The organism is Acinetobacter sp. SA01 (genome assembly GCF_011319235.1).
Taxonomy (GTDB): Bacteria; Pseudomonadota; Gammaproteobacteria; order Pseudomonadales; family Moraxellaceae; genus Acinetobacter.
Window position 1 is genome coordinate 51,262 of record NZ_WXXM01000014.1, and the last position, 23,157, is coordinate 74,418.

Annotated in this window: 19 protein-coding genes and 1 pseudogene; 11 read left to right on the plus strand and 9 right to left on the minus strand. The window is 42.6% G+C overall.

Going from position 1 to position 23,157, the window contains the following annotated elements; translation table 11 throughout:
- Positions 1–81 precede the first annotated feature (81 nt).
- A complete protein-coding gene (gene lon / locus GTU69_RS12725; protein WP_166170992.1) occupies positions 82–2,508 on the plus strand; it encodes an endopeptidase La in 2,427 nt (808 codons plus the stop codon).
- A gap of 265 nt (positions 2,509–2,773) precedes the next feature.
- Here the strand turns inward: lon and GTU69_RS12730 are convergent, their stop codons facing one another.
- Positions 2,774–3,733, minus strand: coding sequence for a M28 family peptidase (locus tag GTU69_RS12730; protein ID WP_166170994.1), 960 nt, complete (start codon positions 3,731–3,733; stop codon positions 2,774–2,776).
- A 154-nt stretch (positions 3,734–3,887) separates the two neighbouring features.
- Between GTU69_RS12730 and rlmH the strand changes: the two genes are divergently transcribed.
- From rlmH to GTU69_RS12745, 3 genes are all read left to right on the plus strand, one after another.
- Positions 3,888–4,370, plus strand: a complete 483-nt coding sequence (rlmH, locus tag GTU69_RS12735) for a 23S rRNA (pseudouridine(1915)-N(3))-methyltransferase RlmH (protein ID WP_092819942.1) — start codon at positions 3,888–3,890, stop codon at positions 4,368–4,370.
- Positions 4,371–4,571: 201 nt separating this feature from the next.
- Complete coding sequence (locus tag GTU69_RS12740; RefSeq protein WP_166170996.1) at positions 4,572–5,348, plus strand: class III extradiol ring-cleavage dioxygenase; 777 nt, start codon at positions 4,572–4,574, stop codon at positions 5,346–5,348.
- 149 nt (positions 5,349–5,497) lie between these two features.
- Positions 5,498–6,265: an META and DUF4377 domain-containing protein gene (locus tag GTU69_RS12745; protein WP_166170998.1), complete on the plus strand. Its 768-nt coding sequence runs from the start codon at positions 5,498–5,500 to the stop codon at positions 6,263–6,265.
- Between the two features lie 70 nt (positions 6,266–6,335).
- Here GTU69_RS12745 and gdhA read toward each other — a convergent pair whose 3' ends face one another.
- Positions 6,336–7,679, minus strand: coding sequence for an NADP-specific glutamate dehydrogenase (gene gdhA / locus GTU69_RS12750; RefSeq protein WP_166171000.1), 1,344 nt, complete (start codon positions 7,677–7,679; stop codon positions 6,336–6,338).
- 307 nt (positions 7,680–7,986) lie between these two features.
- On the opposite strand from gdhA, the gene GTU69_RS12755 reads away from it, so the two are divergent.
- On the plus strand, positions 7,987–8,808 hold the full coding sequence (locus GTU69_RS12755; RefSeq protein ID WP_277343575.1) for an RnfABCDGE type electron transport complex subunit B: 822 nt from the start codon (positions 7,987–7,989) through the stop codon (positions 8,806–8,808).
- Positions 8,808–9,503, plus strand: a complete 696-nt coding sequence (nth, locus tag GTU69_RS12760; RefSeq protein ID WP_205683516.1) for an endonuclease III — start codon at positions 8,808–8,810, stop codon at positions 9,501–9,503. The genes GTU69_RS12755 and nth overlap by 1 nt, the downstream gene beginning before the upstream one ends.
- 43 nt (positions 9,504–9,546) lie before the next feature.
- Here nth and GTU69_RS12765 read toward each other — a convergent pair whose 3' ends face one another.
- The 4 genes from GTU69_RS12765 to GTU69_RS12780 all read right to left on the minus strand — a co-directional run bounded on the left by GTU69_RS12765 (position 9,547) and on the right by GTU69_RS12780 (position 12,481).
- Complete coding sequence (locus GTU69_RS12765; protein WP_086194921.1) at positions 9,547–9,756, minus strand: hypothetical protein; 210 nt, start codon at positions 9,754–9,756, stop codon at positions 9,547–9,549.
- Positions 9,757–9,839: 83 nt separating this feature from the next.
- Positions 9,840–10,499, minus strand: coding sequence for an adenylate kinase (adk, locus tag GTU69_RS12770; RefSeq protein WP_086194920.1), 660 nt, complete (start codon positions 10,497–10,499; stop codon positions 9,840–9,842).
- A gap of 82 nt (positions 10,500–10,581) precedes the next feature.
- The gene (locus GTU69_RS12775) at positions 10,582–11,898 is read right to left on the minus strand and encodes a hypothetical protein (RefSeq protein ID WP_166171004.1); all 1,317 of its coding nucleotides are present in this window, start codon (positions 11,896–11,898) and stop codon (positions 10,582–10,584) included.
- Positions 11,899–11,962: 64 nt separating this feature from the next.
- A complete protein-coding gene (locus GTU69_RS12780) occupies positions 11,963–12,481 on the minus strand; it encodes a hypothetical protein (protein ID WP_166171028.1) in 519 nt (172 codons plus the stop codon).
- A gap of 235 nt (positions 12,482–12,716) precedes the next feature.
- Between GTU69_RS12780 and mrdA the strand changes: the two genes are divergently transcribed.
- Together mrdA and rsmD are read left to right on the plus strand one after the other, a co-directional pair.
- Positions 12,717–14,741 (plus strand): penicillin-binding protein 2, encoded by a 2,025-nt coding sequence (gene mrdA / locus GTU69_RS12785; protein ID WP_166171006.1) that lies wholly within the window; start codon positions 12,717–12,719, stop codon positions 14,739–14,741.
- 3 nt (positions 14,742–14,744) lie between these two features.
- On the plus strand, positions 14,745–15,302 hold the full coding sequence (gene rsmD / locus GTU69_RS12790; protein ID WP_166171008.1) for a 16S rRNA (guanine(966)-N(2))-methyltransferase RsmD: 558 nt from the start codon (positions 14,745–14,747) through the stop codon (positions 15,300–15,302).
- 77 nt (positions 15,303–15,379) lie between these two features.
- Here the strand turns inward: rsmD and GTU69_RS12795 are convergent, their stop codons facing one another.
- Positions 15,380–15,586: a hypothetical protein gene (locus GTU69_RS12795; RefSeq protein ID WP_166171010.1), complete on the minus strand. Its 207-nt coding sequence runs from the start codon at positions 15,584–15,586 to the stop codon at positions 15,380–15,382.
- A gap of 241 nt (positions 15,587–15,827) precedes the next feature.
- Between GTU69_RS12795 and GTU69_RS12800 the strand changes: the two are divergent.
- Positions 15,828–16,562: pseudogene (locus tag GTU69_RS12800) on the plus strand (sulfite exporter TauE/SafE family protein).
- A 193-nt stretch (positions 16,563–16,755) separates the two neighbouring features.
- Positions 16,756–17,085 (plus strand): hypothetical protein, encoded by a 330-nt coding sequence (locus tag GTU69_RS12805; protein ID WP_166171012.1) that lies wholly within the window; start codon positions 16,756–16,758, stop codon positions 17,083–17,085.
- A 121-nt stretch (positions 17,086–17,206) separates the two neighbouring features.
- Here the strand turns inward: GTU69_RS12805 and GTU69_RS12810 are convergent, their stop codons facing one another.
- Together GTU69_RS12810 and GTU69_RS12815 are read right to left on the minus strand one after the other, a co-directional pair.
- A complete protein-coding gene (locus GTU69_RS12810; RefSeq protein WP_166171014.1) occupies positions 17,207–17,794 on the minus strand; it encodes a 1-acyl-sn-glycerol-3-phosphate acyltransferase in 588 nt (195 codons plus the stop codon).
- Positions 17,795–18,241: 447 nt separating this feature from the next.
- Complete coding sequence (locus GTU69_RS12815) at positions 18,242–22,987, minus strand: Ig-like domain-containing protein (RefSeq protein ID WP_346764486.1); 4,746 nt, start codon at positions 22,985–22,987, stop codon at positions 18,242–18,244.
- On the opposite strand from GTU69_RS12815, the gene GTU69_RS17200 reads away from it, so the two are divergent.
- A partial coding sequence (locus GTU69_RS17200; protein ID WP_240921644.1) for a hypothetical protein occupies positions 22,973–23,157 on the plus strand: 185 nt, incomplete at its 3' end. The two genes, GTU69_RS12815 and GTU69_RS17200, sit on opposite strands and share 15 nt — an antisense overlap.

Sequence of the window (23,157 nt, forward strand, 5' to 3'; positions counted from 1 at the left end):
TTTGCCCTGCCCTTGTATTTTTTAAAATACCCATCACTATAAAAAACATGGCAACACTGTTGTTACTCATTAGGAGTGCCCATGTCTGAAATTATTATGAATCAAGAAACCTTAGATACACAGGTTCCAAGCGTATTACCACTTTTAGCGCTACGTGATGTGGTGGTTTATCCACACATGCAAATTGCGTTATTTGTAGGTCGTGAAAAATCGATCAAAGCAGTTGACGTGGCCCGTAACAGTGACAATCTCGTATTTGTAGTTGCACAACAAGATTCTCTTACAGAAGAAATTGATCACGACAACTTATATCAATACGGTACTGTCGCGAAGATTGTGCAAGTTGTGAATCATGAAAATGATGAAAACTGTATAAAAGTACTTATTGAGGGTCTACACCGTTCTAAACTGGTGAAAATCATCGAACATGATGAATATTTATCAGCCGAACATGCCCTTAGCCCAATGACGGTCAATGTTGCAGCTGACTCTCAAGCAACGCGTGTGCAAGAACTGCGAACTTTATTTGCCCAGTATGCAGAAGCCAAATTACGTAATGCACGTGAATTGGTTACTGCTGCAAATAAAATCGATGACTTGTTGCAACTGTTGTTCTTTGTTGCCACCCGTGTCCCACTGAACATTGATATCAAGCAAAAGTTTCTGGAACAGGATGACTTTGAAGCACATTTGACTGAGCTCATGACTTATTTGTTGCAACAGTCTGAAGAACAGCAGATTGAACAAACCTTGCATGACTCGGTAAAACGCCAGATGGAGAAAAACCAGCGCGAATATTTCCTGAATGAAAAAATGAAGGTGATTCAGCGCGAGCTTTCCGACATGAATGGCGGTGCTGAAGATGATGTCGCAGAAATTGAACGTCGTCTGGAAGAAGCCGATTTACCGGAACACGTGCGTAAAAAAGCCGAATCTGAATTCCGTAAGCTCAAAGCCATGCAACCGGCTTCAAGTGAAGCTGCTGTGGTGCGCAACTATATCGAGGCGATTTTAGATACGCCTTGGAATAAAGCCAGCAAAGTCAGCATCAATTTGGCGAAAGCACAAGAGATTTTAGATGCCGATCACTACGGTTTAGATGAAGTCAAAGACCGTATTGTGGAATATCTTGCAGTACAATCTCGTGTGAAAAAGCTCAAAGGTCCGATTCTTTGTCTGGTTGGCCCTCCTGGGGTAGGTAAAACTTCACTGGGTGAGTCGGTTGCTAAAGCCACAGGTCGTGAATTTGTGCGTATGGCCCTAGGTGGCGTACGTGACGAAGCGGAAATCCGCGGTCACCGCCGTACTTACATTGGTGCGATGCCAGGTAAAATCGTGCAATCACTGACAAAAGTTGGCGTGAAGAACCCGCTGTTCTTGCTCGACGAAATTGACAAGATGGCACAGGATTACCGTGGCGACCCTGCTTCTGCCTTGCTTGAAGTGCTTGATCCATCACAAAACAGCAAGTTCAACGATCACTACCTCGATCTTGATCTTGACCTGTCTGAAGTGATGTTCATCTGTACTGCAAACAGCATGAATATTCCTGAGGCTCTTTTAGACCGTATGGAAGTGATTCGTCTGCCGGGTTATACCGAAGAGGAAAAAGTCAATATTGCCGAGCGTTATCTGGTTCCTAAAGCCATTAAAGACAATGGTTTACGTGCAAAAGAATTGACCATTCATGAAGAAGCGATTCGTGACATCGTGCGTCGTTATACTCGCGAAGCCGGTGTGCGTAGCCTGGAACGTGAAGTGTCAAAAATTGCCCGTAAAGTGGTGAAAGAAGCGGTCAGCAAAAAAGCCAAAAACTTGCATATCGATGTCACTGCTGAAAACCTGTCTGATTACCTGGGCGTACATAAGTTCGACTTCGGTATGGCAGAAGAAGAAGCACAAGTGGGTCGTGTCAATGGCCTGGCTTGGACTTCAGTTGGTGGCGAATTGCTTTCGATTGAAGTTGCTGCGGTAAAAGGTAAAGGTAAATTCATTACCACCGGTTCACTCGGTGATGTGATGAAAGAATCCATTACCGCTGCAATGACTGTGGTGCGTACTCGTGCCGATGCCTTGGGTATTGAGGCTTCAAGATTTGAAGAAACCGATATTCATGTGCATTTACCTGAAGGTGCAACACCGAAAGATGGTCCATCTGCAGGTTTGGCCTTAACTACCGCACTGGTTTCAGCTTTCACAGGCATTCCAGTACGTGCTGATATTGCCATGACCGGTGAAACCAATCTGGGCGGTCGTGCAATGCGCATTGGTGGCTTGAAGGAAAAACTTTTAGCTGCACATCGCGGTGGCATCAAGCTAGTATTCATCCCTCAAGAGAACGCTCGTGACCTGGTGGAAATTCCAGAAAATGTTAAAACCGGCCTTGAAATTAAGACCGTGAAAAGCATCGATGAGATCTTGCCATTGGCCTTGGTGGAAGCACCAAAACCTTTGGTGAAAGCACCGATTGTTAAACCAATTGCAGAAGGCAAAGCAGCGCGTCATTAATTGCATTTTTCTACAAAAAGAGGAGAGCTTCGGCTCTCTTTTTTTGTGTAAATTTTTTACCATATTCATAACACATCAGCTTGAAAAACCAGCAGCTCATCCCCATTTAATATGGTATAGATAGTGATGCGCTGTAGGTTTCTGATTTATTTCTACTTAAAAAGTTATTAATAAGTTATGTGAATGGTCATCTACATCTCCAGGTGGATGACCTTTTGATCGCAGTCCCAATATTTCATTAGGGGACTGCGTTTTTTATGCGTTCTTATTCATCAGCTTGAATTATTAAACTATAAGCCAGACCATCTATGACACTGGCCATTTTGGCAATATTTAAAGTTTTCAAGGTATCCTTGGCGCTGTGATAGTACCTGTTACGAAAACGCCCCGTATCTGTAATCATCATGGCGGGAATATCCAGCTTCCAGTAATTGAGATGATCTGAAAACTCCATCCCCGTGATAAAAGACGGTGCGACCAGTCGTTGACACTCCAGGCGCTTCAGTATTCGCATGGATTCACAATATTTTGCACCCAAATCATACGACTGCAAATTACTGACAGCCGCAATAAAGTTACCATGTTGCGGATAAACCCATTTCAGGCCGGCAGGATACTCCTGTACCAGATTTTCATCAAAAAACCCGATCATCTCTAAAATATAAACGCCGCGGATATGATCTTTCTGAGTCTGGATGGATTTTGCATGTACAAAACTGCCCATATGTTCGGTCTTGAAAAATGGCGGCTCCTGCAAGGTATAAAATACAAATTCAACATTATAGGGCAGTTGCGATTTCTGCTGTGACAGTATGCGTGCGGTTTCAATCACCCCTGCCACTCCGGAAGCATTATCATCTGCACCTTGAGTTTCACCAAACACATCATAATGCGCGCCGACAATCACTTTGTCAGCATGACCTGCAGTTAAGGTACATACTACGTTGCGATAACCCAGACCATTCACCGAATAATTTTGATACTGGCACGGGATACCAAACAAACGCATCTGTTCTTTAATCCAGGCAGAAACGCGTTGTAGCTCTTGTGAGTTTTTATAATTACGATGCCCCTGCTGACCTATAATTTGCTCCAGATAGACCTTTAAATTATCGCTACTGGCAGGTGCTATGCTCGGTAATGCCCAACTTGAAGTATTGAACAAAAGAGTGCAAAGGAAGGTGCTCAACCATAAGCCTAAATTTTTATCCCTTTTTAATCTCATTTATTATCTTCCTCTCTTCTTATGCATATTCAATCCATTGCTGAAGATTAAAGCAGCATCTGGCACGCCTTTTCAATTGCAATTTGTTGCTCAAAAACAAGTAAAATCAGTTTTAGCGTTTATAATAAAGATGAGTCTTAAATCATCGAATCTTATGAAAATCCGTATTATTACCATCGGTCAAAAAATGCCAGCCTGGGTGCTCACCGGTTTTGAAGATTACTTCAAACGTATCCAGCCTTTTGTGCAGACCCAAATTATAGAATTACCTATGGCAAAACGCGGAAAAAATGATTCTGAAGCCGATATCCTGAAATATCGCCAGATTGAAGGTGAAAGCATTCTGAATGCACTGAAACATAATGAAACCCTGATTGCCCTTGAAGTCGGGGGTAAAGAATTCAGTACTGAAAAACTGGCTGAGACCATGAAACAATGGATGCTGGAAGGTAATGATGTTGTCTTGGCGATTGGCGGTCCGGATGGTCACTCCGAAGCGGTACGTAAAGCTGCTGCATGGCACTGGTCTTTATCCAAACTCACCCTGCCTCACCCTATGGTGCGCGTGATGCTGATTGAGCAGCTCTACCGCGCAATGAGTATCAACCATAATCACCCTTATCACCGGGCGGGTTAAGCAGGTTCAGAACGGGATGATTTGAGCCTGGAAAAATCGTGTAAAGCGAACATATTCCTGAGCTTGAGTCATCAACTGGATCAGACCGTGCATTATTGTTCTAAAAAAGGAACAATATGTTGATATAAATTGTATTTATTCTATTTCTCTTTATTTGGCATCATAGCCTCAATCGATGTTATTTAAATTAGGCGCATCAACATGAATCTACAAACTTTACCCGGTTTATTTATTTCACATGGCTCACCCATGCTGGCGCTGAATCCGGAACAGGTAGGTCCTGCTCTGGAGCGATTGAGCTTAAATCTGCCTAAGCCTGCAGCCATTGTTGTGATGTCTGCGCACTGGGAAAGTAATGCGCTTGAAGTGAGTAGTAGCGTTCGTCCAGAAACCTGGCATGACTTTCGTGGTTTCCCGCCTGAGCTGTATGAAATCCGCTATCCGGCACCGGGTCAACCTGAACTTGCAGAACAGGTTCTGCATCTTTTGGCCAATGCTGGCTTTACAGCCCATGCCAACAGCACTCGTCCACGGGATCATGGCGTGTGGATGCCATTGTTGCATATGTATCCCGAGGCTGATATTCCTGTGGTAGAAATCTCTTTACCGATGAACATGTCTGCTGAGGAGATTTATAAAATTGGTCAAACCCTGGCACCATTACGTGAAAAACAAATATTAATAATCGGTTCGGGAAGTATTACCCATAACCTGCGTGAATTGGCATGGCATGGTGAAGCTGCTACTGTACCCGAGTGGGCATCGACTTTTCGGAATTATGTGGTCAGCAAAATGAATCACAGCGATTATGCTGCGGTTCTGGACTGGCAAAGTATCCCTTATGTAGAGCGTAATCATCCTACCTTAGAACACTTTGCTCCCCTGTTCTTTGCGATGGGGACTGGGCATCGTTTCAGTATTGTGCATAGCAGTTTCAGTATGGGTTCTCTGGGCATGGATATTTACCGTTTTGACTGATGCATATCAAATCATAACTTTTCATTAATAATTAACAAAATTATTGTTATGGATACATTTTGCTACTGAATTCGTCAGAATGTATCCATATTTTTTAAGTACCTATACGTTATTCTATTAAAAATTCTTCAAAACCAAGTACTTTTAAAATGAAAGTTAAACTTTTAGCAATGGCTCTTTTTCCTCTCATGCTCGCAGCCTGTCAATCTGGCGATATTCAAAAAGTTGGAGATGTCGCCGTGTCTGTCCTTCAACAACAAAATGCAGATAAGACCTTGAGCACTTATCAATGGCGTACGGCTACAGGGTCTGCACCAAAACCTCTGGTGCTGAATTTTGATGATAAAGGCCGTTTAAGTATTGCCACCAGCTGTAATGGCATGGGCGGTAGCTGGAAAGTGGAAAACAATCAGATTGTAACAGGGCCTTTAATGGCAACTCAGATGGCATGTCCAGAAGCTTCTATGCAGCAAGAAAGTATTGCCAAGGATCTGTTTAATGACCGCAAAGCACCTTTTGTATTGAACCTGAATGATCCTCAACAACCGACATTAACCCTCGTTTCAGCCACAGGTCAGAAATACGTTTTCACTGGCACCATGACCCCTGAAAGCAAATATCAGACTCAGGCTGAAACCATTTTTCTGGAAATTTCACCTGAAACTAAGCCATGTAGCGGTGTCGCCCCACAAAACTGTTTACAGGTTCGGGAAGTTAAATACAGTGAAAGCGGGATAAAAACCCAAGTCGATAACGACTGGACTTTATTCTATGATCAAATCGAAGGTTTTACCCATAACCCCAATGAGCGACAAATCATCCGGGTCAAGCGTTATGAAATCAAGCATCCTGCTGCAGATCAGTCGAAATATGCTTATATCCATGACATGACCGTTGAACGCTCAACTGTTAAGTAAATAGTTTATTCAGGACATAAAAAACCGGGGCATTTGCCCCGGTTTTTTTAAAGCTTAAACTAAGTCAGACTTAGAATACGCCTTGAGCAAGCATAGCATCAGCCACTTTTACGAAGCCTGCAATGTTCGCACCATCAACATAGTTCACAGTACCATCTTCTTTAGTACCGTATTTCACGCAGTTACGGTGAATTTCTTTCATAATCGCGTGTAAACGTTCATCAACTTCTTCAAACGTCCAGCCTAAACGCAATGCATTTTGAGACATTTCAAGACCAGAAGTCGCTACACCACCAGCATTCGATGCTTTACCTGGTGCATAAAGGATTTTCGCTTCAACGAATTTTTCCACTGCTTCAAGCGTAGACGGCATATTTGCACCTTCAGCAACACAAATCACGCCATTTGCAAGAAGTTGAGCTGCATCGTCTGCATTTAATTCGTTTTGAGTTGCACATGGAAGCGCGATGTCACACTTGATAGACCAAGGACGTTGACCTTCCATATATTCAAAACCATGTTTAGACGCAAACTCAGAAATACGGCCACGTTGAACGTTTTTAAGTTCCATCACTTCAGCAAGAAGTTCTTCAGTGAAACCGTCTTTAACGAATACAGTACCCGCAGAGTCAGAAAGTGAAACCACTTTTGCACCCAGGAACATGGCTTTTTCAGCAGCGTATTGAGCTACGTTACCAGAACCAGAAATAGTTACCACTTTATCTTTAAAACTATCGTCACGAGTTTTCAGCATTTCTTCCGCGAAATAAACCGTACCGTAACCCGTTGCTTCAGGACGAGCCAGTGAACCACCGAAAGTCAGGCCTTTACCAGTGAATACGCATGAAGTGTCATTGCTGAGCTTCTTCATCATACCTGCCATGTAGCCTACTTCGCGGCCGCCTACACCGATATCGCCCGCAGGAATGTCAGTATTTGAACCCAGATGACGGTACAACTCGATGATTAATGCCTGGCAGAAACGCATGATTTCGCCTTCAGACTTACCTTTAGGGTCAAAGTCTGAACCACCTTTACCACCGCCCATAGGCAATGTAGTCAAGGCATTTTTGAAAGTTTGTTCAAAACCTAGGAATTTCAAAATTGAAAGGTTCACTGAGGGGTGGAAACGCATCCCCCCTTTAAATGGACCAATAGCTGAGTTGTACTGTACACGGAAAGCACGGTTTACGTGAGTTTGGCCTTTGTCATCTACCCATGAAACACGGAACTGAATCGCTCGTTCAGGTTCTACAAGACGTTCAAGTAATCCATGATCAGCATATTCTGGATTCTTTTCAATGAATGGCCAAAGGCTAGTCATTACCTCTTCTACAGCTTGTAGAAACTCTGGTTGATGTTGATCACGTGATTTAACGTAGTTTAGGAAGTCGTTAAGGCTGTTGTATTTCAACGCTTAATCCTCAGCAGAAAATGGATCAAAATTGGTCAAAATTTCAATCAATGATATATTTTGGCGCAAAACATTAAATATCACTTGCACCTATTCAGCAATAGTTTTTTGAAAAAAACTTCAATTTTCTATATAGAACATATATTTAATTTAATTATTCAGTCTTTTTATTTATAAATAAAATAACTTTTAGCTATATATAAATGTAATATTTTGCCCAATATTAATGCATTTTTAGTCCCATTTTTGCGCACAGGAATTCTATGTAAAAACATGCTAGTATTGCTCTCCAGCACATTGTTTCACGCTGCTTGCCCAGCACTCCCGGTTATACATGAACACTCAAATTAGCTTGATTCAAAAAATTGACGCCCTGTTGCCGCAAACACAATGCGGACTTTGCGGCCATCGAGATGGATGCCTGCCTTATGCAAAAGCCATAAGTGAAGGTGAAGAGGCCAATAAATGTGTACCAGGCGGACAACCCGTTGCCGACGCTTTGGCTGAATTGCTGGGTCGCCCAAAACTCAAAGCAGAAGAAAGTGTTTGGCCGATTCAAAGTGATGGTCGTCCACAACGTATGAAAGCGATTATTCGTGAAGATGAATGTATTGGTTGTACCAAGTGCATCAACGCCTGCCCAGTCGATGCGATTATTGGTTCAGGTAAGCTCATGCATAGCATTTTGACTGACCTGTGTACCGGTTGCGAACTCTGTATTCCGCCCTGCCCGGTCGACTGTATTGACCTGGTAGAAGACAATCACGTCGTGCCTTCAGAAGAGGCGCGTATTGCTGAACAAACTGACCTGCGCAAGCGCTATTACGCCCATATTCAACGTGAAGAGAAACGCCGGATTAACCGCAAAGGTCCGGTGGTGCGTGCCAATATTGATACGGCCTTATTTGCCCAATTTTCAGCGCAAAGTGACTTGGTTCCAGAGATTCAAGTGGTAGAAAAAACAGCTAAACCTATCGTGAGCCACGATGCAGCAACCACCATTCAACTGGCAAAAATTCGCACCCAAATCAAAAAACTGGAAAAACAGCTCAGTGTTCGTGAAGACCTTAAGAAACGTGATCTGCTGAATAATTTGCAACAGCAACTGATTGTTCTGGGAGCTTCATGATGGCGGTTAAAAACATGACCAGAAAGCAGGTTCAGATTTTTTTTGAACGCTTACGAGAGCAAAGACCTAGCCCTAAAACGGAACTGAATTACAGCACTCCTTTTGAGCTATTGGTGGCCGTGACGCTTTCGGCTCAAGCCACCGATGTCAGTGTCAACAAAGCCACGGATAAACTGTTTCCCGTGGCCAATACACCAGAAGCCATTTATGCCTTAGGCGTTGAGGGTTTAAAAGAATATATCAAGACCATCGGCTTATATAACGCTAAAGCCGAGAACGTAATTAAAGCCTGCAAGCTGCTGATGGAAAAACACAACAGTGTAGTGCCCAACAATCGGGCTGATCTGGAAGCATTACCGGGTGTGGGGCGTAAAACTGCCAATGTGGTGCTGAATACCGCTTTTGGCCATCCGACCATGGCAGTCGATACGCATATTTTCCGTTTAGGTAATCGTACCGGTCTGGCTATTGGCAAAAATGTGCTTGAAGTTGAACACCGGCTGGTCAAAGTCATTCCCAAGGAATTTATAGTCGATGCCCATCATTGGCTGATTTTACACGGTCGTTATACCTGTATTGCACGCAAGCCCAAATGTCATGAATGTGTGGTGTGTGATGTGTGCAACTGGCCAGATCGTTTTGAATTTGGTGCTGGCCGTGCGATTCCTGTCAAGAACATTGAAGCTGAATCATAAGTGAGATGAGTTCAGCCAGGTGATGTGCTCCGTTTAAAAGCCATTATTTTTTATTTTGTTCTGCCTGTTCTTGTTGGCGTTTTTGTTCGAGTTCTGCCTGTAACTTGGGATGCAGCCGACGCACAGGCACCTTGCCAGCATTTTCGCTACGCTCTTGCTGGCGTACTTTTTTCAGCATCTTGAAACTGACATAAAACAAAGCAAACAATACTGCCAGAAATACGACCATTAACCCTAATACAGCAAATTTCACAGCAGCATCCTTTTTGAGAGCAGAATAAAAAGAGCCCTAATATGACTTAGGGCTCTTCGATTGTCAAAATCATCGAAATACGATTATTTTGATTGATCCAAAATAGCGAAAAGATCAGTTTGAACTTCTTCAATTGGACGCAGACCGTTTAACTTGTCATAAGTCGGTGCATTTTCACCTGATGCTGCGCGACCTTGGTAGAAACCGACCAGTTGCTCAGTTTCAGTGTGATAAGAACCTAAACGTTTACGAATCGTTTCTTCCTGGTCATCAGGACGTTGAACCAGTTCTTCACCCGTTTCATCATCTTTACCTTCCACTTTAGGTGGATTGTAAACCACATGATATACACGGCCAGAAGCCGGGTGCTGACGGCGACCAGAAAGACGCTTAACGATTTCTTCGTCTGGTACATCAATTTCAATCACGTGATCAATGTTGATGCCTTCTTTTTCCAAAGCTTCTGCTTGAGGAATAGTGCGAGGGAAACCATCAAAAATGCAACCGTTTACACAATCAGGTTGAGCAATACGTTCTTTAACCAGACCGATGATAAGCTCGTCTGATACCAGACCGCCACTTTCCATCACGCTTTTAGCTTTAAGACCTAATTCAGTACCTTCACGAATTGCAGCACGGAGCATATCACCGGTTGAAATTTGTGGGACATTGTAGCGCTTACAGATCAACTGAGCCTGTGTACCTTTACCTGCTCCAGGTGGTCCGAGTAATATAATGCGCATAAAAAAACATCCTCATTTAACAAATATATGTGATGCGTTTACATGACGAATCTCTTTATTCGTCATGTAGTCCAGCATCTAATTATAAGAAAGCCACAAACAAATGTATTGTACCCGCGATAAATCCGGTTACGCCACCCAAGACAATCAGAATCCATTCATCTTCCTGAAAGGCAGGACGTAATAAATTCTGAAACTCTCTTGGCGTCAACTCTCGAATACGGTCTCTAAACATTTGATAGATTTTCTGTGCACGGCTCGCATTAAAGGCAGGGTCGCATACAGGCACCATCGTAATTTCAATCGAGCGATCGATCAAGTCTGTCTTGAGTTTTGCATACTCTTTTGGACCTAAAGACAACTGCAAAGAGGTCCGAACAATCGGAGTTTCCATGATTTCGTTAATATGGCGTTTAACGATACGGCGAGTTTTATCTTTCTTCCCGCCATACATCATCTCAGTCATAATGGATTTTAACGTAATTAGGTCTTCTGTGACTACTCGGGCAAAAACATCGGAAACCTCATCCTGACGTTTCATAAATGCACCCTGGATATTATAGGTGCCAATATGTGGAATCACCGGTTTGATCCACGGGAACGTGCGACTTTCTGTACGCGCAAAAAACTGTGGATAGCGGATATAATGCGGTTCCAGCGGATTAAACACCATCCAGATCGCAATCCAGTTAGTCAGGAAACCCCACACCGCTGCCCAGAAAGGAACCGTCCAATGCCAAGGCACCACAAACCAGACAATCATCTGGAATATACCGAAGAACATTCCAATTAATGCACTAATATGCCAGATAAAGTTGATTTCTTTACGTCCTACTTTCAGAAACATGTTCACCATTAAACGGCGATCACCTTCCATTTGGCGCACCACCATTTCACGCATATCCACAAGTGACTCGACGTTCATGGTCAGCTCAGTCACTAATTCTCTTAAAATACCTGGCAGCTGCTTATGCGCTTGCGAATAAATACGGCGCTTAATTGAATAGGGTAAGTTTTCCCAAAGTACCGCATTACGGTCGATCATCATTTCATCAATCAGATGTTCCAGTTCAAAACCGACCTGCTCACCGATAATCCGTGCCATATCTTCCGGATCCATGGCATCCAGAAATTCACGTAAAGAACCCAATTTCGACAAGGTATTGTCGGTGATAATCCCGGAAATACGACCGGCTTTACGTGGCACAATCCCCTGCCAGCCGACAGGGAGCGGCCCTAAGTGGAATCCCCAAAAGGTTAGGGGGTAAAACACCATTTTCAGTGCCATCCACACATGTGCCCAAGTTACAAAAGCTGTCACAGGAATGATGCTAAGTACTGCCCAGAAATCAGGGCGATTCAAGAAGGTTTGCCACAATTCGTTGACGTACTCAAACATGCACGATTTCCATATTTAATTTTTTAATCACAAAATACTTAATTATAAAAGCTCACTATTTTCACTATAAACCGACACTTAGAGTATAGGAAAATTGTAGCATGGGTTCTGTCTCTGCAACCACATTACCCTTCTGATCCGTCATCTCTTCGCCAGCACCAATCCCGATACTAAAACTGCTAATCCGTTCTTTACTGAGCAATACATAGGCTAAATCTATACCCGCACCCAGTCTTGCTTCATATTCATTCTTGATGTGTTTACTTTCCAGATGCCCTGCATAGACACCCAGGTAGTAACCGTTTTTATCTTTTCCGGTAAGGTAATAAGGATAACGAAACCCGACCTGAGCACCGGCATTATAGTCATCATTATAAAACACACCCGCTTTTGCATAGGCGATGCCATAAGGATTGACCCATTCTGCATTCAGATGAAGAAGCTTTTTGGTAAATCCAGCCCCGATATTCCATGTTTTAGCATTGTCTGATGTCAATTTCGCTTCAGGTAAATATGAATGGTCTTGTGCATGAGCAATATTTACCAGCGCAAAAAAAGCCAGTAAAGGATACACTTTTGTGATTATTTTCATCGTTGTCCCTAAATCTTATTTTTTAGTACAGTCCTTTTTTTGAATTTTGACTTTAGCAGAATTATCAGAACTCTTATATACTGCACTTTACAATTTTAATGTCTATAAAGTCAAAGTTTAAACTAAACCCGCCTAACAGTTCGCCAGAACAAATATCAAAAAATGCTGACTTGCGTTAGAATGTGCCACCAGATTTTTCACTCCCCTGTATGTAAGTCGATCGCGTATGAAGCAGCACTTTCCTTTAAAAAATGTTCAGCAAGAAAAGCGCATTTATCGCAATCGGGTTTTTATCTCCATCGGGATTGTGGCATTCTTTCTGCTCCTGCTTGTTGCGCGTTATGCCTATTTGCAAATTGCGCATTATAATGAGTTTTCAACCGCTTCAGACCAGAACCGTATCCGGCTACAGCCTTTGGCACCTGCACGCGGCTATATCTATGACCGTAATGGTATTTTGCTGGCAGATAATTATCCGGTATTTTCTGCCACCATGTCTCGGGCCGATGTAAAAGATATTGAAGATACCGTAAAGCGTCTGACTCCGATTCTAAACCTGACCCAAGAAGATATTGACCGCTTTAGCAGCCGCATCAAGACCGCTAAAAAAACCGAACGCGTATCGCTCAAATTAAATTTAACAGAAACCGACATTGCTAAATTTAGCGAAGTCAAGTTTGAGTTTCCTGGGGTCAATATTGAAACCCAGATGACGCGCTACTATCCGCATGGTGAGCTGTTTGCGCACGTGATCGGTTATGTGGGGCGTATTAACGACAAAGAATTGAAGTCGATTGACAAAGACTTATATGCCGGCACCAACCTGATTGGGAAAATTGGGGTGGAAAAATCTTATGAAGATCTGTTGCATGGCTTGCCCGGCAATGAATCTGTCGAGGCTGATGCTCACGGTAACGTATTACGTAATTTAGGTCGTAAAGAGCCGGTACGCGGAAATGACTTGTACCTTTCAATTGACTATGGCTTGCAGGTCACAGCAACCGAGCAACTGGCGGGTCGTCGCGGTGCCATTGTGGCGCTGAATCCGAAAACAGGAGAAATTCTGGCCCTGGTTTCCAGTCCAAGTTTTAACCCGAATTTATTTGTGACCGGGATTAGCAATACCGACTATAGTGCACTACGTGACAATCTTGACCAGCCGCTGTATAACCGTGCTGTACAAGGTGCCTATCCTCCAGGTTCAACCATTAAACCGATGTTTGGTTTAGGTGGGCTGCATTACAATATCGTGGATTGGAACACCGCCATTTCAGACCCCGGGTATTTTTCTTTACCCGGCGATTCGCATAAATTCCGTGATTGGCGCAAATCAGGTCATGGCACGGTCAATCTGCATAAAGCTCAAGTGGTTTCTTGTGATACCTATTATTATATTTTGGCCTACCGCATGGGCATTGAAAAAATGAATGCCTGGATGCGCCAATTTGGCTTTAGTGAAAAAACTGGCGTCGATTTACCGAGTGAAAGTACCGGTTTGTATCCGAACCCGGACTGGAAAATGCGGACCCGTAAGAGCAAATGGCTAAAAGGTGAAACCATTTCCGTCAGTATCGGACAAGGTGCCTTTACTGCGACGCCGCTGCAACTGGCTATGGCTACTGCAATTACTGCAAACCAAGGTGCGCATATTACCCCGCATGTACTGCGTGAAAGCCATGGTGCCAAACCTTTTAAAATGCGTAATGCACCAGATGGTAAAATTCAGTTTAACGGCAAACCCGAAGACTGGATTAAAATGCGCGATGCCATGATTGATGTTATCGAGACCGGTACAGGTCGTGGTATTCGTACCCCGCTGTATCATATTGCAGGGAAAACCGGGACTGCACAGGTCAAAAGTATTGCCCAAGGTAAAAAATACAACGAAGCATTATTAAGTGAACGTCAGCTTGACCATGGTTTATTTATTGGTTTTGCCCCGGCTGAAAATCCTGAGATTGCGGTTGCGATTGTTTGGGAAAATGGTAAACACGGTGGTTCGGCCGCGCAGCTGGCTCGTCCTCTGTTTGACTATTGGTTATACACCCGTAAAAAGAATCCGATCCGTCCTGCGGGCCATCAAATTAGTGGCGGCCTCATGACCGCAGGCATCAAACCGGGTGAATTGCCAAGTGGCACAACACCAGTGGACACGGCGACCAATGTTCAGAGCAATACAACAGCAGCAGCGACACAGCACGCTACTCAAGCCGCATCAGGCGCACAACCCGCAGAAGTTGAAGGTGACTGATCTATGAAAAATCAACTCCGTATTATTGGCGGTGAATGGAAACGCCGTCAGCTTCCTTTTGCCAGTGTTGAAGGCTTACGCCCTACACCCGACCGTGTCCGTGAAACTTTGTTTAACTGGCTGATGTGGGATATTCAAAATGCACAGGTTCTTGATATCTGTGCAGGCTCAGGAGCCTTAAGTTTTGAAGCTTTATCCCGCGGTGCAGCACAGGTGGTAATGATTGAACCGAATCGCACCCAAGCTGCTTTTTTGACAGATAATTTGCAGTTGCTGAAAGTGACCAGCCAACATGCCAAACTCAAAGTCGCCACGGCACAGCAAATCTTACCTACCCTGAAACAGTCTTTTGATCTGGTTTTTTTAGATCCGCCTTACAGTCTGGATTTATGGGAAGAACTGGCCCAGCTTGCTGACCCGCTGATTAAAGACCGCGCTTTTATCTATGTAGAGGCCGATCGCGAGTTAAATCAGCTTAAACTCCCTGCTTCCTGGCAACAGATTAAACAAAGCAAGGCGGGAACAGTCCGTGCAGGACTGTATCAAAAAAATGCATCCTGATTAAAAATAAAAAAGGATTCCGAGGGAATCCTTTTTGTCAAATGTAGTCAGTCAATTTCAGATCAGTGATAGATTAATCAACGACCATAGCGCCAGTCTCGGTCATCTCTATCATGATCCCAGTCCGGACGGTCTTTATTGTTCCAGTCACGGTCACCATGATGGTGTCGGTCATAATGTCCGTTACGGTCTCGATGACCACCATAATCATCATCATAAGGATCCAGAACACAACCAGTTAATGACACTGCCAATACAGAAAGTAAGATCACTTTTTTCATCATCTTCATCACCTCTTTACGGCGTGACTTCAGTATTCAATGCTTTAATGAAGAGTGATGGGAGTCTATGTGAAATTTTGTAGTCATTTATGTCTTTTTTATTCACAGGAAGAATTTCTGTCCTGAATGCTGAAGCTGTTTTATACAAAGTTCTCCTTAGGTTTGCATAAATTCTGCTAAACATATGCTTGGCTTTTTGACTGATCTTTTGAATACTACAGATTTTTCATCTGTACAGATCGCTATGACTTGGTTGTTATTTATTGTTGGGGCAATGGTCGCAGGTTTTGTACAGGGACTGACGGGCTTTGCCTTTGCCCTCATTGCCATGTCATTCTGGGTGTGGGTCCTCCCCCCGCAAATTACGGCGCCCCTGGTGGTCTTTGCTTCGGTGTGGAGCCATGTCATTTCATTGTCCAATGAACAGCAGCATCCACATCTAAATAAAGCACTGGTGCTGCCTTATTTAATTGCCGGGCTAATTGGCGTACCTTTGGGCACATATCTGCTGCATATTATTCAGCCCGAATCCTTTAAAGTGGTTTTAGGCTCATTTTTGATGTTATGGTGTCCGGTGATGTTTTTCAATCCGGCATTTCCACGGCTGCAACAATCCGGAAAACTGGCAGACAGCCTGGTTGGATTTTTGGGCGGAATTCTGGGTGGTTTAGGCGGTTTTTGCGGTTCGTTGCCTTCTGCCTAGGTCATGCTGAAAAATCTTCCCAAACAGCAACAACGTTACGTTTTACGACATTTTAATTTTGGTATTCAGCTGTTTACCTTACTGGCCTATTTACTGCAAGGCACACTTAACATCCAACTCTGGCCTTATATGACAATTTTGCTGATCAGTGTCAGTTTGCCCGCCATTTTAGGGGCAAAATTATTTTATAAAATTTCGGAAACGCAATTTAAACATACAGTTTTAAGCCTTTTATTTGCTTCTGGCTGTTTCCTGATTTTCAATTCACTGTTCTAAAGCAGTAGTACCTACCTCCAAAAAAAATCAGATTTATATGTTGAGATATTGCAACCTTATTTATCTATAACAACCGGTCAAAATTACAATAAATCTCACTTAAACAAAAAACACCCAATCAGTCGGGCAGATCAAATATATCGGCAGGAAAACTTTATACAATAACCTAACCCCATCATCCATTTTCCTAGAAATGAAAACCTTGATTTTATTAGCAGGAATGATTCTTCTCTCTGGCTGTTCTCTGACTACCTCTCATGAGCTGAAACATGCAGAAAAAATGCTGGCAAATTTTCAGTGCAATAGAATTGAAACTGCACAAATGGCGCATACTTCTATTACCTCCTATCATGAACAGGCTCTCTCTTCTAGCCGCCAGAAAGCCGAATCTTATGTACAAAGCTATAAAGATGGAGATGAGTTATTTAAGGTGCCATTAACAGAAGTGATCGAGGAACAATATTATATTTATCAGGAAGCTTGCCAACATTTAGGCGGGATTAACCCGGCACAAAATCAATAATTTTTTAAGCGAAAATTGAATTTCACATTGACTGATCCATCATGTGCATCGAGCCAAGATTTTGCCATCTGCATGTCTTAGCTTCGCTTGAAGATCAGTCAGGGAAATCGTATGTTTTCACTTAGGTTTCATGATAATAACGTGTATCCACGCTAAACTGTTCTGGAAATTTAGCCTGAATTTGTGCATAAAAAGCCATAATTTCAGCCATATCTTTTTCATAATCACCACTAGGATAAACAATTTTACCCACCCCGGTTTTCTTCTTGGCATAATCCATATAAGCCAATGCAATGGGCACGCCTGCATTGACTGCCACATGGTAGAAACCAGTCTTCCATTGTTCCTGTTTGGCACGCGTTGCTTCCGGTGTGACCAACATCACTAGTTTTGGATGGGTTTTAAATAAATCCGACATCACCTGAACCATACTTGGTCGTGGCTCACCCTCTTTTTTCGCTGTGCGGTCAATTCCGATTCCACCCATTGCGCGTACAAATGGACCAAAAGGAAATTTCATATAGCTGTCTTTAATGGTAATCCGAACGTTGACCCCTAAGGCCTTGAGTGCCAGACGTGCATATAAGGCATCCCAGTTGCTGGTGTGCGGTGCAGCAATCATGACGCACTGATCCAGATCAAGAGGCCAATGGTTATCGATTTCCCAGCCCATCATTTTTAAACTTTGTTCAGCTAATTTCTCAAACACTTACCGCACCGCCACCTAATCAAGTGCGCAAATTTTAACAAGGTCGCTGAAATATAAAAGTGCATTGTGAATAATAATCAACCAGTTAATAGATCAAGACATAACTGTCAAGTTCAAATAAAATAGCTAAGGTCTGCTGTTTTATTTTGCACCCATTTCCACATTAAGATCATAAACTGATGATCTTAAGCCGAAGTTCCATATCCAAACCATAGAAAAAAGACCGAATAAAGCACAAACGAAATGGATATTTAATCAATATGTAACTTTGCTTAGATTCGTTCTGGGTGATGAGAATCTGTCGATTAATAATAAATAGTTGGCTTGAAAACAAAATATGTATGCACTTGGTGTGTTAACCCTAAAATAAAAAAGTGCCTGATGAAGTTCATCAGGCACTTAGATGAAATAAGTATTCACCTATTTCAGGATTAAACCTCGGTATAATTAGATTATGAATTGATTATTATTAACCAACTCTGTAAGTGAAGTATCTACACCTCTCAAAACCAATATATCAGCAGATTGATACTGACTTCCTGTTCCATCACGGTCGATACTAATGGTTGTATCTGTACCGTCTGATGTAACACTTAAATAATCCGCTAGTGAAGCAGCACTACCATCACCAGCATAATCCACCAATAGAACGCTAATATCGATCATATCGGCTTCTGGATTTGTAGTATCGTCAACGATGAAATCAGTCCAAGTATCTGTACCGTTACCACCAGTTGCATCTCTTTCCTCACCATCAAGTACTTGGAAAACAGCTATATCGGAACCAATTCCACCAGTAATGGTATCGTTACCTGATTCACCAAATAGCAAATCATTACCATCTTGTCCATTTAGAATATCATTGCCTAATCCACCAAAGATGGCATCATTACCCGATCCAGCATTAACAGTATCTACCCCTGCACCTGCACGTATCCAGTCATCGTGTGTACTACCTGTGATGGTATCTACACCGTCATAAGCGTATATTCTTTGCCCTGTTAATTTACCAGAAGCATCAAGAGTATTATCTATATTAGTACCTTCAATGATGAACTGATTAAAGTCACCCAGATTATTGATCAGATTGGCATCTAATAAACTACCCCCCAAATCAGTATCAACTTTACCATTTGTATCAGTAACAGTTACAGACATAGATTGCAGAACTTCAAGGCTGAGTGTACTACTTTCCAATAAAGTTCCGTTTTCATTTGTCAACTCAACTGTTGCTAATAACTCATTTAACTTCACATTATCTATAGGACCGCCATCTAATGCAGTCACAGTTAAAGTATAAGAGTACCCTAGCAGCGTAAGTGTTCCTTCAGTTGATGCATAGCTTAATTTTAAACCAAGTTCTTGAGCTAATCGCTGAGAAGCATCAATCGAAATTTTTGTCAGGCCAACTTCAATAAGAGGTCGATAGGTGATTTCAACTTTCTGAATGTTGTTTTCAGCATCATAAGCAGCATAGACTTGACGATCCAGATCAATTCCTAAAGCACCAAGTCCAACAAGCTCCAATAAGGCTCGATCAGCAAAAATCGCAACCGGATCTGTATTAATTGCAGGGTCTACCAAATCACTTTCTGGCTGTACAGCAATACTATCGAAAGAACCAGTTGACGTTGCTGTACCATCACTTTGTTTGGTCGCAACATCTGAATCATTATCAATTGCAGTAAAATCAATTGTTATAGACTCTTTTGTGGCTGGAGTTCCATACAGACTATCTACAATCAATTTACCCTTTGCCAATAACTCATTGATAATTTCTGCATCGGTACGTGTATTGGCTGAATAATTCACACCTTCCAGGATAATCTTTTGATCTATATTCGAACTGTCTTGAGCTGAATTATAACCACCAGTAAAGGCACCTGATGTACTGATCCATATCTCGGTTTGTCCAGCAACAGTTTCAAAATGCAGATAATTGGCTAAGTTACCCGCCAAATCGCCAATTTTACCTGCACCCGCTAGTAGAGCCGATAAATCTAGAACATCACCACCAATTGCTGCGCTAGCCTGATTAAAATCAGTAATTCTGTCAACAGCCGGTATAGTCGTGGTTCCTTGATCTCCATCTTCCCATACAAATACGTCTGTTCCGTCATTACCAGTTAAGGTGTCATTTCCTGATCCGCCATAAATCAGGTCATTGCCATTACCAGCAATGATCGTATCATTGCCAGTACCACCACGAATCAAATCGTTTCCTGAACCGCCAGTAAGGCTATCATTACCCTCATAACCATAAATACGTTGGCTCGTCGTTGTGGACGATTTATCTATTGACTCATCTGCAGCAGTGCCCTCAGTGAGGAACCTTGTCGTATTCGAACCCAATAAATTTCCAAGTAAAGATACATTTGCGATATCGATACTTTGGGCCATATCAGTTTGTGATAAAGAATCAGCTACATTCAATGTATACGTTGGTGCTAAGGACAGGTCTGCAACATCACCTAAAAATGCCTGATCTACAGTTATAGATGCCAACAGCTCATTAAAAGCTTGACTTGAAACTGGTTTAGATGGGTCCAACAATTCAAATGTGATGGTTTGTCCGTAGACATAATCACCAGAACCATCAGGATTTGGCATAAAGGCTTGATCACCAATAATAATCTTCAAGCCAAGCTCTGTAGCCAATGCTTGAGAAGCTTCTAATCCATAAGATGCAAGACCTAAAAGATTTAATAAACCACCGACTGTTCCACCTAACAGATTGAGTACTGCATCAAGTCCAATTAAAGCAATTGCATCACCTAGAGGTAGTACCAGCACCCCAGGTATTATTGTGATATTTAGGACATTGACTAATGCATCCCCTAGATTCGTGGTTAAACTTAAAGAGGTAGACGTAATATCATTATCTGCATCTGCAACAGTGAATTTTTGATTTGCAGTTAGATCAATCAAGTCTAAAGCATTTAAACCTACAGTTCCTAATAAGCCACCTTGATCAGCAACCATAGCTGTTGGAGCAACTTGATCTGGAGCTGGCCCTGCACTTACCCCCGTACTCTCAACAGAATACTCGCCAGTTTGGAAATTAACTGTAATTACATCACCAAAGTAAGTGGTTAAATTTAATACACCATTTTCATAACTGTAACTATCTGGATTGAACTGTGTTGTTGAGCCAGCAAAAGAAATTGAGTCTGTCACCGAATCGTAGGTATAAGTTACACCATTAATGGTAACTGTACTTAAATGACCACCATCAGCACCAAAGGTTTCTACCGCATTGCCAAAATAAATGGATGGAGTCGATCCAAAATCATAGCTTACATTTTCGGCAAGGACAGGGACATCATCCAAAATATCAATACGTATAGTTTCTGATAATGGAACACCCGATAGTTCAAGACCAAAAGTAATATTTTCAATTGTCGAATCAACAAGATGATCAATACTATCAGATAAAGTTACATCGTAATTCCAGACGGTATTACCAAAGGTATCGTTGGTACTCGTTAGAACCACACGTAAAACTTCATTATTTCCAGCTGTTGAACCAATCAGAGTTTTGCCATTTAGAGATAATTCCCATTCGATTGGCTCACCACCACTAGATAATACTGCCACTGGTGCTACCAGATTAACATCGACATAAGACTCTGTAAGATGGCTACTTAATTTAACTGTTGACTGGCTGGTTAATAAACCTTCATCCATAACAGCAAAAATAAATCCATCTTCGCTATCTAATGTATCACCAGTACCCAAATTCCCTGCAAAATCAGAATAGGTATAATCAGCTACACTAATACTCGGAGCAGCAAGCCCATCTGGAGCAAAAGTAGCTGTCCAAGTCTGATTATCTAGAGTACTTACATTACTGAGAGTTCCACCTACTACAACTACATCACTTCTTATAAAGCTTGTAACAGGCTCACTAAACTTAAATGTAATGATTGTGTTGTCACCAAATGAGAGAGCTGGGTCTGCTGCACTAATAACTAATGTTGGCGCTATCACATCAGCATCCCACATTTGACTATCGCCCATACCTTGGTTACCAGCAAGATCAGAATAGCTATTATCAGGCACACTAACACTTGGTAATGTATCAGTAGCATCCTTAGTAAAAATAGCTGTCCATACTGTTGCACTCACTTGCATAAAGCCAGAAAGACTCCCTCCTTCTACAGCAATATCACTTTCCAGGAAAGTTGCTGCATCAATTTCTTCATTAAAAGTGAATGTAACTAATGCTGTTTCACCCACACTTAATACACTACTGTTATTTGTTGTGATATCTAAAGTTGGTGGGACTAAATCAACAATGAAACCATCTATAATGTCCAAAGTATCCCCTACACCAGGGTTTCCAGAAACATCAGTATAACTACCAGAAGAAACACTAATACTAGGTGCATCAGTACCATTTTGAGTAAAAGTTGCTGTCCAAACAGTACCAGTTATATCTCCAACAAGACCACTTAAATTTCCGCCAGTGATAGTAACATCACTTATTGTAAAACCATTTACTGGTTCACTAAAAGTGAAAGTAATTTCGGTCATTTCTCCAGCAGATAATTGCAAATCTGCTGCACTAATATTAAGAGTCGGCGCAAGTGTATCTACCGTTAACGAACCGGTATCTGTACTGCTGTTCCCTGCAGGATCTGTCGCTGTGACTTTCACCGGATAGCTGCCATCCAATAAAGGAGGCAATACGTTATCTGCAAGGCTCCAGGTTCCATCACCATTGTTCGTTGCCGGATATTCAACACCATCCACTTCAACTACAACAATCGCTGTCGGGTCATTCACCGTACCGCCCAGTGCCGGGGTGCTGTCATTGGTGTTGCTGTCATTTACAGTAACCACCGGTGCAACCAGATCAACCCCAAAGCCATCCGCTGCATTCAGCGTATCACCTGTACCGGGGTTACCCGCAACATCACTATAGCTGCCTGTAGCAACACTGATACTTGGTGCTGTACCTGAGCCATCCGGGGTAAACGTTGCCGTCCAGGTCTGGCCAGTTGCATCCGGTGTGATCGCACTTAAGCTGCCGCCCACTACAATCACATCACCTTGGCTAAAGCCGCTGACCGGCTCATTAAAGCTGAAAGTAATCGTGGTGCTTTCACCTGCTGCAAGTTTCAGATCAGCAGCACTGATGGTTAATGTCGGTGCTGTCGTGTCAACCTGATAATCATGTGTAGCAGTCACAGTCGTGCTATTGCCAACCGCATCGTGTGCAATCAGGATCGCGTCAATGATGCGATCTCCATCTGCAACCAGTTCGCTGCCTGCAACATCAACATTCCACAAGCCACCACTTTGAACAGTTGTGTTATACAACTTGCCGTTAATGTTGAGGCTGACGACATCACCAAGCT